General features: G+C 66.3%; 13 protein-coding genes. 10 read left to right on the top strand and 3 right to left on the bottom strand.

Going from position 1 to position 13,672, the window contains the following annotated elements:
- Window positions 1–356: 356 nt before the first annotated feature.
- Window positions 357–2,054: a methyl-accepting chemotaxis protein gene (locus ACFQ4G_RS19815; RefSeq protein WP_238207628.1), complete on the top strand. Its 1,698-nt coding sequence runs from the start codon at window positions 357–359 to the stop codon at window positions 2,052–2,054.
- Window positions 2,055–2,519: 465 nt separating this feature from the next.
- Window positions 2,520–3,182: a DUF6968 family protein gene (locus ACFQ4G_RS19810; protein ID WP_238207629.1), complete on the top strand. Its 663-nt coding sequence runs from the start codon at window positions 2,520–2,522 to the stop codon at window positions 3,180–3,182.
- 75 nt (window positions 3,183–3,257) lie between these two features.
- On the opposite strand, the gene ACFQ4G_RS19805 is transcribed toward ACFQ4G_RS19810, so the two are convergent.
- Complete coding sequence (locus ACFQ4G_RS19805; protein ID WP_238207631.1) at window positions 3,258–4,460, bottom strand: pyridoxal phosphate-dependent aminotransferase; 1,203 nt, start codon at window positions 4,458–4,460, stop codon at window positions 3,258–3,260.
- Between the two features lie 173 nt (window positions 4,461–4,633).
- Here ACFQ4G_RS19805 and ACFQ4G_RS19800 point away from each other — a divergent pair, with 173 nt between their 5' ends.
- The 7 genes from ACFQ4G_RS19800 (at window position 4,634) to aat (ending at window position 9,909) form a co-directional block, all read left to right on the top strand.
- Entirely contained in the window at window positions 4,634–5,440 is an 807-nt protein-coding gene (locus ACFQ4G_RS19800) for a DsbA family protein (protein ID WP_238207632.1), read from the top strand.
- Window positions 5,441–5,552: 112 nt separating this feature from the next.
- Window positions 5,553–6,041, top strand: coding sequence for a type II 3-dehydroquinate dehydratase (gene aroQ, locus ACFQ4G_RS19795; protein ID WP_238207633.1), 489 nt, complete (start codon window positions 5,553–5,555; stop codon window positions 6,039–6,041).
- 20 nt (window positions 6,042–6,061) lie between these two features.
- Window positions 6,062–6,547 (top strand): acetyl-CoA carboxylase biotin carboxyl carrier protein, encoded by a 486-nt coding sequence (gene accB / locus ACFQ4G_RS19790; RefSeq protein ID WP_238207634.1) that lies wholly within the window; start codon window positions 6,062–6,064, stop codon window positions 6,545–6,547.
- An 11-nt stretch (window positions 6,548–6,558) separates the two neighbouring features.
- On the top strand, window positions 6,559–7,917 hold the full coding sequence (accC, locus tag ACFQ4G_RS19785; RefSeq protein ID WP_238207635.1) for an acetyl-CoA carboxylase biotin carboxylase subunit: 1,359 nt from the start codon (window positions 6,559–6,561) through the stop codon (window positions 7,915–7,917).
- Window positions 7,918–8,053: 136 nt separating this feature from the next.
- Window positions 8,054–8,368 (top strand): hypothetical protein, encoded by a 315-nt coding sequence (locus tag ACFQ4G_RS19780; protein WP_238207636.1) that lies wholly within the window; start codon window positions 8,054–8,056, stop codon window positions 8,366–8,368.
- Between the two features lie 407 nt (window positions 8,369–8,775).
- Entirely contained in the window at window positions 8,776–9,108 is a 333-nt protein-coding gene (locus tag ACFQ4G_RS19775; RefSeq protein WP_238207637.1) for a hypothetical protein, read from the top strand.
- Between the two features lie 123 nt (window positions 9,109–9,231).
- Entirely contained in the window at window positions 9,232–9,909 is a 678-nt protein-coding gene (gene aat, locus ACFQ4G_RS19770; protein ID WP_238207638.1) for a leucyl/phenylalanyl-tRNA--protein transferase, read from the top strand.
- Window positions 9,910–9,913: 4 nt separating this feature from the next.
- Here the strand turns inward: aat and ACFQ4G_RS19765 are convergent, their stop codons facing one another.
- Both ACFQ4G_RS19765 and ACFQ4G_RS19760 read right to left on the bottom strand, forming a co-directional pair.
- Window positions 9,914–10,546 (bottom strand): LysE family translocator, encoded by a 633-nt coding sequence (locus ACFQ4G_RS19765; RefSeq protein WP_238207640.1) that lies wholly within the window; start codon window positions 10,544–10,546, stop codon window positions 9,914–9,916.
- A 27-nt stretch (window positions 10,547–10,573) separates the two neighbouring features.
- Window positions 10,574–11,203: a DUF2155 domain-containing protein gene (locus ACFQ4G_RS19760; RefSeq protein WP_238207711.1), complete on the bottom strand. Its 630-nt coding sequence runs from the start codon at window positions 11,201–11,203 to the stop codon at window positions 10,574–10,576.
- Window positions 11,204–11,510: 307 nt separating this feature from the next.
- On the opposite strand from ACFQ4G_RS19760, the gene ACFQ4G_RS19755 reads away from it, so the two are divergent.
- Window positions 11,511–13,670, top strand: coding sequence for a patatin-like phospholipase family protein (locus ACFQ4G_RS19755; protein WP_238207642.1), 2,160 nt, complete (start codon window positions 11,511–11,513; stop codon window positions 13,668–13,670).
- Window positions 13,671–13,672 lie beyond the last annotated feature (2 nt).

The raw sequence follows: 13,672 nt of genomic DNA, 5'->3' as shown, positions 1-13,672 counted from the left end.
CGTTGATCCAAGCCTCGCATCTGACTTCCCCGTCCGCTGCCGGAACGGAGTGAATCATGCCAAGCCCCCTCACGCCACGGACTTCTTCAACACCCTGCTATGGGACGACCCGTTTCGGCGATGCATGCCCCCGCTTCCTCGGCCGCGTTCGAAGCCGGATGCGGGATGCGGGTAAGCGGCGTCGCACGCGGCTGCCCGTCGCTCATCGATGCCGCCGACGATCGAAAGTCCCCATTCCGTTTGCGCGCGATCGGGATTTTTCAGTCCTCCCTCCGACCATAGACATGAGTTTATCAATATTTGTGAACGAGACTGTCGCTCGTATCCTGATATGTCAGGATAAGATCGAGGCGATAATGAGAATTCTGAACAATACCAAGATCCTCCTCAAGGTCGCGCTGCCCTTGCTGATCCTCGCGCTCGTCACCGCCGGGCTGGTCGCCTACGCCCGGACCGCCATGATCCATCTGGCTGAGCAGACGCGGCAGATCGTCGATATCCAGGTGGTTCGCCTCGACGGCATCCTGAATGTCCGCCTCAACGTCAACGAAGCCGCCGCTCAGGCGCGCAACATCCTGATCGAAACGCGCGAGAAGGAGATGTCCGCCTACAAGGCTCGCTACGACGCGGCGGCGAAGGGTGCGCTGACCTACGCGGACAAGCTGATCGCCATGTCGGATACACCGGATCGCAAGGCCGCGAACCAGACGCTCCGTGAGGTCCTCGTCGAACTCTTCGCCATCACCGACCGCGCCAATGTCTTTGGCTTGAAGAACGACGCCGAGTCCGCGGCCAAGATCCTCCTGAACGAAGGGGCCGTCGCACGCGCCAAGGTGCGCGACACGATCCAGCCGCGCATCGAACGCCTGATGGCCGAGCTCATTCAGGCGAGGGATGGGGCCGATCGATCCGTCGCGGATGCCAGCACCATGCTGATCGCCTCGACCGTCGCGGCGCTCCTGCTGACCCTGACCCTGGCCGCCTTCATCGTCCTCGCCGGCATCACCCGTCCCATCGCCAGCCTCGTGGGCGTGCTGCAGCGCATGGCGGGCGGCGAGATCGATGCCACGATCCGGGAAGCCGTGCGCGGCGACGAGGTCGGCGCGGTCGGTCGTGCCGTGGAGGGCATCAAGGCCATGGTCGCCCAGAAGGCGGCGGAGCAGGCCGAAATGAAGCGCATCGCCGACGCGGCCGCGGCCGCCGAGCGTCGGCGCACGATGATGGAACTGGCCGATGGCTTCGAGCGGGCCGTCGGTGGAATCGTCGGGATGGTGTCCGCGTCGGCCACCGAGTTGCAGGCCACCGCCCAGCAGATGACGTCGACGGCCACCGAGACGGCGAGCCAATCCGTCACCGTCGCCGCTGCGGCCGAGGAGGCCGCCGCCAACGTCAACACGGTCGCCGCCGCCGCCGAGGAACTCGGCTCTTCGGTCCAGGAGATCGGACGCCAGGTGGCGGGCTCGGCCGATCTGGCCCAGCGGGCCGTCTTGGAGGCCGATCGGACCGCCGGTCTGGTTCAGGAGCTCAGCAGCACCGTCGCCAAGATCGGCGACGTGGTGGTTCTGATCTCCAACATCGCCGGTCAGACCAACCTCCTGGCGCTCAACGCGACGATCGAAGCGGCCCGCGCCGGCGAAACGGGTCGGGGGTTCGCGGTGGTGGCGGCGGAAGTGAAGGAACTCGCCACCCAGACCGCGCGCGCGACCGATGAGATCGGCCAGCAGATCGGTCGGATCCAGGGGGCGACCGGTGACGCGGTGACGGCCATCGGTTCGATCACGGCGCGCATTCGGGAGATCAACAGCGTTGCCGCCACGATCGCCGCCGCGGTCGAGGAGCAGGGGGCGGCCACGCAGGAAATCGTGCGCAATGTCGCGCAGGCCTCCGCGGGCACGAGCGAGGTGACCGGCAACATCGCCGGCGTCGCGCAGGCTTCGGAGGAGACGGGCGCGGCGGCGGGCCAGGTCCTGATCGCAGCCTCGGAACTGTCGCGTCAGTCCGAGCACCTCGGCGGCGAGGTCGGTCGGTTCCTCGCGACGGTTCGCGCCGCCTAGAACCGTCCCTTCCGGAAGAGAGGCCGGCTCGGCGAATCGAGATCCGGCCTCGCAACGAGAGCCTTCTCCGTGATCCGGCGATCACGGTGAAGGCTCTCGACGCCATCGTCACTCGGATGAGCCAAAGCCGGTCATCCGCTTGGAGTGGTTTCTCATACTGTCGTTTCCGGCATCACCTTCGCCGCCGCTATCGGCAATGTCCGAGCACTTGTGACCCGTAGGTGGTCGATGACGACACCGCAGCGAGGAACAGGAAGCGTTCTCCGGTTCCGATCTCGCCGCGCGACGAGAGGCGTCGGTAACGGCGCGTCGTTCGCTCGGGCGATCCGGGGAAATGCCGCCGACACGCCCGCAGCCGGCTTTCGACGATGCCGTCGGTCGGAATCCAGCGCACCGTCCGCCGCCTATCCTTTGCAGAGCTTCCGCATACAAGTTTAGATGCTGTGGAAGAGTGGTGGGCACCCGATGAGCATCGACACTTTGGATGACGGGAATGAAGCCCGGCACTCGCTCGTGGAGCGTCGCTTCTCGTTACATCCGGGCAAGGAGGTCACGGCGAGTTTCTTCCGTCCGGAGGCTGCGGGCAAACGCCTTTGGCGGTGCCGCTACATCCTGGCATGGCCCGACCGGCGCTTTGCCTTTCATGCCTATGGCGAGGATGGTGTGCAGGCGCTCCTTCTCGCAATGGAGTTGGTCCACCGAACTCTTCTGGCTGAAGCGGCGTATCTGAAAGACGTCTCTCCGCCCGAGAACCAAGCCGACGCCCTGGCTTGGATGGGCCGACGCGACCTGGGTCTACCGATGCCGGGTACGGTGAAGACGGAGGGCTTGCACGCGTCGCTGATCCAGGAAGCCCAGGATGACGGAGGCGATCTGGACCTCGTCATCCTGCGGGAATGTACCGGCACGTTCCTCAAGGTCGCGAGGATCGCCGGAGCGGTGCTGAATGCGATAGGGGTCCGGTGTAGATCGACACGGATTTTCGGCGAGATGGGTAGCGATGAGCCTGACCCGGTGCTCGATGCCGTTCTGTCGCGTATTGGAGCCTTGGTGATTTGTGGACGCCTGGAAGCTCAGGGCGACCTCTCGGAGCCGCGATACAGCGAGGTGCGGCGGCCCGCAGAGTGAAATGCCTATGGGCCCTATTTCAGGAATGACCATTTCCCGCAGAGACCGCGTGGAAATGTCGGCGCGGACGAATCCTCACCCGAGCCACGTCTTCAGCCGCCGCACCGCTTCCGCGCAATCCTGCTCGGAGCCCGCGAAGGAGAAGCGCACGTGGTGGCCCCCTTCCGCCGCGTCGAAATCGAGGCCCGGGGTCGCGGCCACGCCGGCCTCCTCCAGCATGCGCCTGCAGAAGGAGGCGGCGTCGTCGGTGAGGTCGGCGACGTCGGCATAGAGGTAGAACGCGCCGTCGGCCGGATGCGTCTTGCCGAGGCCGAGGGAGGGGAAGGCGTCGAGGAGGAGCGCCCGGTTGGCGGCATAGCCGAGGCGGATCGTCTCCGCCTCCTCCATCGCGTCGAAGGCCGCCATCGCCGCCACCTGCGACAGGTAGGGCGCTGAGATATAGAGGTTCTGGGCCAGACGCTCGATGGGCCGCACCAGCCAGGGCGGCACCACCATCCAGCCGATGCGCCAGCCGGTCATGCAATAGGTCTTCGAGAACGAGTTGATGACGATGGCATCGTCGTCGAATCTCAGCGCGGTCTCGGTGGGAACGCCGTAGCCGAGACCGTGATAGATCTCGTCCGAGATGAACGGCAGGCCGAGGTCGCGGGCCGTCGCGCAGAGCTCGGCGAGGCGGGCCGGCTCGATCACCGTGCCGGACGGGTTGGCCGGGCTCATCACCAGGACGCCGGACAGGGCTTCCCGGCGATGGAGTTCGCGCAGGGAAGCGCTCGTCGGGGCGAAACGGTCCTCGTCGCGCAGGATCATCGGCGCGGGGACGAGGTCGAGGGCGTGCAGGATGCTGCGATAGGCCGGGTAGCCCGGCTGCGGCACCGCCACCCGCGCGCCGGCATCGAACAGGCTGAGGAAGGCGAGGACGAAGCCCGCCGACGAGCCGGTGGTGACGATGATCCGCTCCGGCGCCACCGTGAGGCCGTAGCCGTCGCGGTAGTGCCGGGCGATGCGCGCGCGCAGGGCCGGCATCCCGAGGGCGTCGGTATACGGCAGCCTGCCGGAATCGAGGGCGCGCCGCGCCGCCTCGATCACCCCGCGCGGGGCCGGCGCCGAGGGCTGGCCGACCTCCATGTGGATCACGCCGTCGCCCTGCCTGTCGCGGATCGCGGCGGCGGCCATGATGTCCATGGCGAGGAACGGCGCGACGCGGCTCGCGCGCAGGGAGGATCGCGGAGTGGTCTTCCCCGAGGCTCTGGCGTCGAGACGGTCTGCGGCTGAGGTCATTGCGCTGGCTTACCCCGCCCTGCCCTCGCCTTCCAGGGCTGCCCTCGCCTTCCAGGCCGCCCGCATCCGCACGCGCGATTGACCGGCCGCCGCGAAAACGCCTAACCCGGAGATTAACGACCAGTCGTCCCGCGCCGGATCACGGCCGAGGAGACACGACCCCGCGAGGATCAATGCGCCTGCTTCGCCACCTTCTCTCGACCGTCGCCCTCGCGGGCGCGCTGGCCTCCGGCATCTCCGCCGCCTGCGCCCAGACGAGCCCGGCTCCCGCGCAGCCGGCCCCGGCCGCGGCCTTCACCGACGTGCAGCGCCAGGCGATCGAGGCGATCATCAAGGATTACCTCGTCAAGAATCCGGACGTGCTGCAGGAGGCCATCGCCGAGGGCGAGAAGCGCCAGCAGGAGACGCAGAAGCTGGCGCAGGCCGCCGCTCTGAAGGAATCCCGCGAGACCCTGGTGAATTCGCCCCACGGCGTCGTGGTCGGCAACCCGGCCGGCGACGTCACCCTGGTGGAGTTCTTCGATTACAATTGCGGCTATTGCCGCAAGGCGCTGGCCGACATCCAGGCTCTGGTGAAGGCGGACCCGAAGCTGCGCGTCGTGCTCAAGGACTTCCCCGTCCTCGGCGCGGAATCCCTTGAGGCGAGCAAGATCTCGCTGGCCGCCAAGCAGCAGCTCAAGGGCGACAAGCTGTTCGAGTTCCACGTCAAGCTCCTGGAGAGCAAGGGCCGGGTCAACGGCGAGCGCGCGATCGCTCTGGCCAAGGACATGGGCCTCGACGTCGCCAAGCTGCAGAAGGACGCGCAGGGCGCGGAGGTGAAGGCGGCGCTCTCCGAGAATGTCGGCCTCGGCGACAAGCTCGGCCTGTCGGGCACGCCCGCCTTCATCATCGGCGACGAGATCATTCCCGGCGCGGTCGGCGTGGAGCCGATCCGCAAGACCATCGCCGACATCCGCCAGTGCGGCCACGCGAGTTGCTGAAGGCCCATGCTCCCCGGCGATTGTTCCGGCCCGCACCTGTCGCGAGCCGGAACGATCGTCTAGGACCACCGCCCCGGCTCCTGCGCGCAGCCGGCGCTTCGAACGCGATGTCATGATCCCGATCCACGTCCTTCACGGACCCAACCTCAACCTCCTGGGACGCCGGGAGCCCGGCATCTACGGGACCGCGACGCTCGACGACATCGAGCGCGATCTCCGCGTGCGCGCCGAGGGCCTCGGCGTGGCGCTGACGATCCGCCAGACCAACCACGAGGGCGAGCTCGTCGGGTTCGTGCAGGAAGCGGGGCTGTCCGGCGCCGGCATCCTGATCAACGCCGCCGCCTATACCCACACCTCGGTCGCCCTGCGGGACGCGATCGCCGGCAGCGGTGCCGTGGCGGTGGAGGTCCATCTCTCGAACGTGCATGCGCGCGAGGCCTTCAGGCACGTCTCGCTCATCGCCCCGGTCTGCGCCGGGATCGTCTGCGGCTTCGGCCCGCACAGCTACGGCCTCGGTCTCGAAGCCCTGGCGCGGCTGCTCCGGAACCGCCTCTCCCCTCTCCCGTCCGACGCTTCGTCGGGCGCCAACTCTCAAGACTGACCGGAATGGCCAAGGTGCCGATGCCCAAGAACGAACCTTTCGATCCCGAACTCGTGCGCGAACTCGCCAAACTCGTGACCGAGACGGATCTGACCGAGATCGAGGTGGAGAAGGGTGACCTGCGCATCCGCGTCGTGCGCCGGATCGAGCCCGTGCATGTTCAGGTGGCGGCCCCCGCCCCCGTCTTGGCGGCGCCCGCGCCCGTCGCGGCGGCTTTGCCCGCGGCCGGACCCGGCGCCGCCGGTGAGCGCGCCAAGGCCGGAGCCGGTCATCCGGGCGCCGTGCCCTCGCCCATGGTCGGCACCGCCTATCGCCGGCCCTCGCCGGACGCCAAGGCCTTCGTCGATATCGGCTCCCAGGTGGCGGCGGGCGAGAAGCTGCTGCTGATCGAGGCGATGAAGACCTTCAACGAGATCGTCGCGCCCCGCGCCGGCACCGTGACCGCGATCTTCTTCGAGGACGGCCAGCCGGTGGAGTTCGGCGAACCCCTCCTCGTCATCGAGTGATAGCGCGCCCCATGTTCGAAAAGATCCTGATCGCCAATCGCGGCGAGATCGCCCTGCGCGTGCTGCGCGCGGCCAAGGAACTCGGGATCGCCACCGTGGCGGTGCATTCGACGGCGGATGCCGACGCCATGCATGTGCGGCTCGCCGACGAGAGCGTCTGCATCGGGCCGCCTTCCGCCCGCGAGAGCTACCTCAACATCCCCTCGATCATCGCCGCCTGCGAGATCACGGGGGCGGATGCGGTCCATCCCGGCTACGGCTTCCTCTCGGAGAATGCCCGCTTCGCCGAGGTGCTGGCCCATCACAATATCGGCTTCATCGGCCCCAAGGCCGAGCATATCCGCATCATGGGCGACAAGATCGAGGCCAAGCGCACCGCCAAGCGCCTCGGCATCCCCTGCGTGCCCGGGTCCGAGGGCGGCGTCGAGGATCCGGTGGAAGCCAAGCGCATCTCCGCCGAGATCGGCTATCCGGTCCTCGTCAAGGCGGCCTCCGGCGGCGGCGGCCGCGGCATGAAGGTGGCCCGCACGGAAGCCGACCTCGAACAGGCCCTCGACATGGCCCGCACCGAGGCCAAGGCGGCGTTCGGCGACGATGCGGTCTATCTCGAGAAGTATCTCGAGAAGCCGCGCCACATCGAGGTGCAGGTCCTCGGTGACGGCCGCGGCAGAGCCGTCCATCTGGCCGAGCGCGACTGCTCGCTGCAGCGCCGCCACCAGAAGGTCTGGGAGGAAGGCGGCTCTCCCGTCATCGACGAGGCCACCCGCGCCGAGATCGGCGGCATCTGCGCCCGCGCGATGCAGGAGCTTGAGTATATCGGCGCCGGAACGGTCGAGTTCCTCTACGAGGACGGGCGGTTCTACTTCATCGAAATGAACACCCGCATCCAGGTGGAGCATCCGGTCACCGAGATGATCACCGGGATCGATCTCGTCACCGAGCAGATCCGGGTCGCCGCCGGCCTGCCCCTCTCGGTGACGCAGGACGACGTCAAGGTGACGGGCCACGCCATCGAATGCCGGATCAATGCCGAGCATCCGGCGACCTTCCGGCCCTCGCCCGGCCTCATCACCTATTTCCATCCGCCCGGCGGCCTCGGCGTGCGCGTGGATTCGGCCGCCTATCAGGGCTATCGCATCCCGCCCCATTACGATTCGCTGATCGGCAAGCTCATCGTCCACGGGCGCACCCGCCACGAATGCCTGATGCGCCTGCGCCGCGCCCTCGACGAATTCGTGGTCGACGGGGTGGACACGACCCTGCCGCTGTTCCGCACGCTCGTGCGGAATCCGGAAGTCCTCGACGGTGCCTACGACATCCATTGGCTGGAAGGGTTCCTCGAAGGCGGTGGTCTCGCGGAGACGACCTGACCCTCGGCACGTCCCGGTTGTCGGCCAAGAGGAACTGCCCCGCTTGAACCTCGTTCTCTCGGTGAAACGTTTCCCTTCGCGCGCAATCGAAGACCAGAGCGCGCGTCGTGGGCACGAACCGAGAAGGATGATCTCCATGCGTCTTGCAAAGCTGACCGTCGCCGCCCTGCTCCTCGCCGCCTCGCCCGCCCTGGCCCAGTCGCCCTCGGGCAACGTCTCGCAGCCATCGCGAGCGGTTCCGCAGGCCGGCACGACCACGGGCGGACCGCTCGACAACCCGTCCACCCGCGACATGCCGCCGGCCACCGGCAGCACCGCCCGTCCGATGGGCGAGAACGGCATGTCGCCGGGCGCGGGCGCCGTCGATTCGGCGAAGGGCGGCAATGCCGACCAGACCAACAAGGGCATGGGTGCCAATACGGGTACGACCTCCGGCGGCCCGGCGCGCTGAACAAAGCCGCTTTCCGAACGGGACATATGAAGAGCCGGCCCTGACGGGCCGGCTCTTTTATTTTGTGCCGTAAGCAGGGGGAAAGGTCGCACCGTGCGGGTTGTCACCCATCACGGATTGTTCATCGTTTCATTATTTCGATCCGTAGAGAAAGTTTCTCCACCTTCCCTGGCCTGTCCTGGCAAGAGCAGTAAGAATCTTCCTCATCTAGCCGCTCATGCCCCCGAATGGTGGCTGATGTCCGGAATCATCCCCTCCGAACTGCGACAGATCGCCGGCTCATCGTCTTCGGAACGTAGCCGGCTGCCGATGCTTGTTGGGGCATGCCGGCCCGGCAAGCGCCCCGCTTCTTTCAGGAGGCAGCTACCGAGAGGCCGACCATCTCAAGAAGACATCGAGACACGACCATGCGTACCCTGACCCTCGCCCTCGTCGCCGCCTCCCTGAGCGCGACCGCCGCCCTCGCCCAGTCGCCCTCCGGCAATGTCGGCCAGCCCGAGCGGGCCTACCCGCAGGCCGGAACCACCGCTGGCGGCCCAATCGATCACCCCTCCGTCTACGGCGCCTATCGTGACGCCGATGGCCGTCTCGATGTCGAGGATACCGGCAGCGTCCGTGGCGGCCCCTTCATCTCGAACCGTGAGGCGGTGTTCGAGGATTCCGCCAAGGGCGGCAATGCCGAGCAGAACCAGCGCTCGAATCCGAATCTCGGCACGACCTCGGGCGGCCCCGAGTTCTAAGCTCGCTCATCCATCGACGGTGGCAGACGGCGGGGCGAAAGCTCCGCCGTCTTTCGTCGTGAAGAGGCCGGGCGCGGCATCGTTTCTCTGGCGTTCGCGCGCGCGAGGGATCACATTGCTTCCATGCAGCACGACCACGACGGCGAACGCGTGGACATTACCCCACAGATTTTGCTCAAGGCCTATGCCGCCGGGATCTTCCCCATGGCGGAGGATGCCGACGACCCCACGATCTATTGGGTCGAACCGAAGGCGCGCGGCGTCCTGCCGATCGATCATTTCCACGTGGCGCGCCGGCTCGCGCGCACCGTCCGTTCGAACCAGTTCGAGGTCCGGACCGACCTCGATTTCGACGGCGTCATCTCGGGCTGCGCGGCGCCTCGGGGCGACGGCGAGAAGACCTGGATCAACGCCCGCATCCGCGAACTCTACGGCGCCCTGTTCGATGCCGGGCACGCGCATACGGTGGAGGTCTATTCCGAGGGACGGCTCGTCGGCGGCCTCTACGGCGTTTCGCTCGGGGCCGCGTTCTTCGGCGAGAGCATGTTCCACACGGTGCGGGACGCGTCGAAGGTGGCCCTCGTCCATCTGATGGCGCGGTTGAAACTCGGTGGATACCGTCTGGCCGACACACAGTTCGTCACCGACCACCTGATCCAGTTCGGCGCCGAGGAACTGCCGCGCCACGTCTACAAGCGCCGCCTCGCCGAGGCGATCGTCCTGGATGCGAGCTGGGATGTCTGGCCGGGGGACCGGGCCGTCGGCGGCGAGGACGTGCTCGCCGCCTTCACCGTGACCTGACCCGTCAGCGCCGGCCGTCGAGGGCCATGCGGATGGCGAGGCCGCCGAGCACGCCGCCCATGATCCAGCGCTGCACCTTCAGCCATCCCGGATTACGGGACAGGAAGACGGCGATCGAGCCGGCCGCGATGGCGATGAGCCCATTGACCGCGACGCTGACGACGATCTGGACCGAGCCGAGCAGCAGGGTCTGACCGAGAATGCCGCCGCCCTCGGGCGCCACGAATTGCGGCAGCAGCGCGAGGTAAAGCATCGCGATCTTCGGGTTGAGGAGGTTGGTGAGGAACCCCATCGCGAACAGCTTCGCCTTGCCGTCGGGCGCGAGCGCACGCACCTCGAAGGGCGAGCGGCCGCCGGGCTTTAGCGCCTGCCAGGCGAGATATCCGAGATAGAGCGCGCCGGTCAGCCGCAGGGCGTCGTAGGCATAGGGGATCGCCAGGACCAGGGCGGTGATGCCGAGAGCGGCGCACAGCATGTAGAACACGAAGCCCAGGGCGACCCCGCCGAGGGAGACCAGGGCTGCGGCGCGGCCCTGGCAGATGGCGCGGGAGACGAGGTAGGCCATGTTGGGCCCCGGCGTCAGCACCATCCCGAGGGAGACGCCGGCGAAGGCGAGGATGGTGACGCTGTCGGGCATGGCGCGCTCTCCTGTTGCCGGCCGATCCTACCGGAAGATGGAATCGAAGATCGATTGCGGCTGGGCCGGCGGCGGCGGTGCGGGCGCCGGGCCCTCGTTGGTCGGGAAGAACTTTCGCGACGGCTTCTGCTTGGGCTGGACCGGCACGCCGCGCGGCGCCTCGACATCGACCTGCCCGTTCGGGTTGACCTGCTGGGCCGTGCGCGTCGGGTCGGTGTTCTTCGGGCGCCGGGTCTTCTCCGGCTTCGAGGCCATGGCCGGCACGTCTTCCTGCTCGCGCGCCTCGGCGATGATGTCGTTGCCGCCCTTACAATCCACGAGCCACACGTCGTAGATCGGATGCTCGATGGCGTGCAGGCCGGGACTCGCCGCGAACATCCAGCCCGTGAAGATTCGGCGGTACTTGTTGTCGAGGGTCACCTCGTCGACCTCGAGGAAGGCCGTGGTCTTCGGGCTCTCGGTGGGAGGCCGGCTGTAGCAGACGCGCGGGGTCAATTGCAGGGCGCCGAACTGCACCGTCTCGTCGACGGCGACCTCGAACGACACGATCCGGCCGGTGATCTTGTCGAGGCCGGAGAACACCGCGGTCGGGTTCTTGATCTTGTCGGCGAGGGCCTGGCCTGGGACGGCAGCGGCGCCCACACATGCACACGCCATGGCGAAGGTGACGTGAAGAGCGATTCTGGCGCGACGTGCAGCGGTCATGAAGTCAGCGAACCCGTTGCGGAAAGACGATCGAGACCCGGTAGGCCATGCCTGCGCCGATGTCATCCGGCTTTAGACAGGGGAACGATGTTGGAAAAAGGGCATCGCGAGACGCAGACGAGACACGGTCACGCGTCCCAGAATCTCTGCCTCCGACGTGTTTGGACAGGACAGATTCACCTAACTACAGATTGATTAGTATCCTTTGCCGGTTGATCCTGCGTTGAAGAGCGATCAGCGAATCATGCGGGGGGCAACAATGGCAGTCGAGATCGATAGCGCCCCACTACATCAGAGACCCGATTTTGAGATCGGTCTGGCCTTGGCCGGCGCTATTTCAGCGGGTTCTTACACCGCCGGTGTCGTCGATTTTCTGTTTCAGGCGCTTCAGGCTTGGGAAGACTCGCGGAAAGACGATGTTCCGCAGCATCGAGTCTGTATTCGCACGATGGCTGGTGCCTCGGCTGGGGCGATCACGGGAGCCCTGGGCATCGTTGCGCTTGCCCGCGGGCTTCGCCCCGTTACCTTATCCGATGAGGAGACGGCGGTACTTCAGGGTACCGCGAACACTCCGTTTCAGAGCATCCGATGCGTCCTGCCAACTCTGTACGAGACCTGGGTGACCCGGCCCTGCATGGTCGCCGCAGCCGGGAGTAAGCGCAAGGACCTCTTAGGCAAGGACGATGTCGCGCCGTGTGGGCCGGACGGCAAGGTGCTGACGCCGACGAAGGGCGCCAAGCCTCTCCTTTTGCGCTCCGTTCTCAACGCTACGCTGCTCGACGAGATCGAGAGGGCGGGACTGCTACATCCCGAGTCGGGGCCGGCAGCACAGCCAGGGCCGTTTCCCTACCTCGCCGACACGCTCAACCTCATCGTGACCGTAACGAACCTGCGGGGAATTCCATTCGACGTCGCGTTCGGTCAAGGTTCTTATGGCATGCAGACCCACGGTGACCGCCTCCATTTTGCAATTGGCGGCGTCGGTACAGCGGTTTGGCCAAAGACGGACGGGCTCTGGCTCGCGGCGGACAAGTCGCTCAGGCTGGATGCAGCTACGTTGCCCGGCCCGGGTCAGGGGGACATATCGGAGGAGTGGCGGTCCTACGGCAACGCCGCCATAGCCTCGGCCGCTTTTCCCGGCGGCTTGGCTCCCCGCACAGTCTCCACCCCGTTCGAGCAATATGAAAAGCGGCAGTATCCCTACCGCTTGACGAACACCGGCATCAATGCCGCTTTCCCCTCGTCGGTCGATCTGACTGGAAAGTATAATTTCGTCGCCGTCGATGGTGGCGTCGTCAACAACTCGCCGTTCGACTTCGTCGAGCACGCCCTGTGGAATCCTGGCGAAACATGCAAAACTGGGGAGGACGCCGATCGAGCCGTGATCATGGTGGCGCCGTTTCCCGAACCACCCGCATTTCCGCCCGAAGGGTACCCCGCCCTGGAGATCGTCTCGATCTTCCGCGCCCTGTTTCCGGCCCTGATCGATCAGGCTCGGTTTCGGCCATCGGAACTTGGGCCTGCGGTGAATCCCAACGACCGCTCCCGGTTCATGATCTCGCCAATTCGATCGCTCCAGAATGGTCCGATCGAGCGATATCCTATCGCCTGCGGCCTGCTCGGAGGATTCGGCGGGTTTCTCGACGAAGCGTTTCGCGCGCACGACTATCAACTCGGGCGACGGAATTGTCAGCGGTTCCTTGCATCCGTCTTCGGACTGCCTGCGAGCAGCAGCGTCCTGATGGGCTCTGATGGAGCGGTCTGCCAGGCCCTCTCTTCCCGCTCCGACCCGTATGGCAAAGGCGCAGAAGAGGCCATGATCCTACCGCTCTGTGGCAACGCCGCCGTGGAAGTCGGGCTCCCGCCCTGGCCCAAGATGTCCGGTAGCGCCTTTCGAACCCTATCCAAGCGAATTGCCGGGCGCCTCGACGCCATCCATCGCCCATTCATCGCGGCGCAAGTCCAAAAAAGCGAAATTCGTTGGGCGGCTTCTGGCCTCTACCGGATCAGCCGTCGCAGGCTCCTGAACTTCATCGAGCTCACGATCCTCTCCGATCTTGTCCGCCGCAACCAGATCGTGGGCTGGGATCTTCCCGTCGACCTGATCGCTCCAGTCCTTGCGAAGCAGCCGGGTCGTACAGTCGATGATGTGCGGTTGATTCTAGCCTGTCTCGTGAGTCCAATGTATGCTGGAGCTACGAAGGATGAAATCGTTGCTATGACTAGTCTTGAGCCCTGCTTCGTCCGGCAGGTCTTGAAAACGCTGACTGCAGTAGACGAAGCCCTTCCGTTCCGCGTGATTCGCAGAAACGCTGACGTCTACAGCCTGCAGATGCATGCTCCGCTTGGCTTCCGTTCGTGGCCCTTGATCGGAGGAATCATCAGATACCTGTGGCCGCAACCCTATCGCTACGCCTGAAC

The sequence above is a fragment of the Methylobacterium marchantiae genome, assembly GCF_042679825.1.
Classification (GTDB): Bacteria; Pseudomonadota; Alphaproteobacteria; order Rhizobiales; family Beijerinckiaceae; genus Methylobacterium; species Methylobacterium marchantiae.
Note: the sequence above shows the minus strand (reverse complement) of the source record. Positions and strands in the feature narration are given on the sequence as shown.

Coding starts and splice junctions, on each gene's coding strand:
- ACFQ4G_RS19815 (WP_238207628.1), top strand. CDS start 357: ATGAGAATTCTGAACAATACCAAGATCCTCCTCAAGGTCGCGCTGCCC.
- ACFQ4G_RS19810 (WP_238207629.1), top strand. CDS start 2,520: ATGAGCATCGACACTTTGGATGACGGGAATGAAGCCCGGCACTCGCTC.
- ACFQ4G_RS19805 (WP_238207631.1), bottom strand. CDS start 4,460: ATGACCTCAGCCGCAGACCGTCTCGACGCCAGAGCCTCGGGGAAGACC.
- ACFQ4G_RS19800 (WP_238207632.1), top strand. CDS start 4,634: ATGCGCCTGCTTCGCCACCTTCTCTCGACCGTCGCCCTCGCGGGCGCG.
- aroQ (WP_238207633.1), top strand. CDS start 5,553: ATGATCCCGATCCACGTCCTTCACGGACCCAACCTCAACCTCCTGGGA.
- accB (WP_238207634.1), top strand. CDS start 6,062: ATGCCCAAGAACGAACCTTTCGATCCCGAACTCGTGCGCGAACTCGCC.
- accC (WP_238207635.1), top strand. CDS start 6,559: ATGTTCGAAAAGATCCTGATCGCCAATCGCGGCGAGATCGCCCTGCGC.
- ACFQ4G_RS19780 (WP_238207636.1), top strand. CDS start 8,054: ATGCGTCTTGCAAAGCTGACCGTCGCCGCCCTGCTCCTCGCCGCCTCG.
- ACFQ4G_RS19775 (WP_238207637.1), top strand. CDS start 8,776: ATGCGTACCCTGACCCTCGCCCTCGTCGCCGCCTCCCTGAGCGCGACC.
- aat (WP_238207638.1), top strand. CDS start 9,232: ATGCAGCACGACCACGACGGCGAACGCGTGGACATTACCCCACAGATT.
- ACFQ4G_RS19765 (WP_238207640.1), bottom strand. CDS start 10,546: ATGCCCGACAGCGTCACCATCCTCGCCTTCGCCGGCGTCTCCCTCGGG.
- ACFQ4G_RS19760 (WP_238207711.1), bottom strand. CDS start 11,203: ATGGCGTGTGCATGTGTGGGCGCCGCTGCCGTCCCAGGCCAGGCCCTC.
- ACFQ4G_RS19755 (WP_238207642.1), top strand. CDS start 11,511: ATGGCAGTCGAGATCGATAGCGCCCCACTACATCAGAGACCCGATTTT.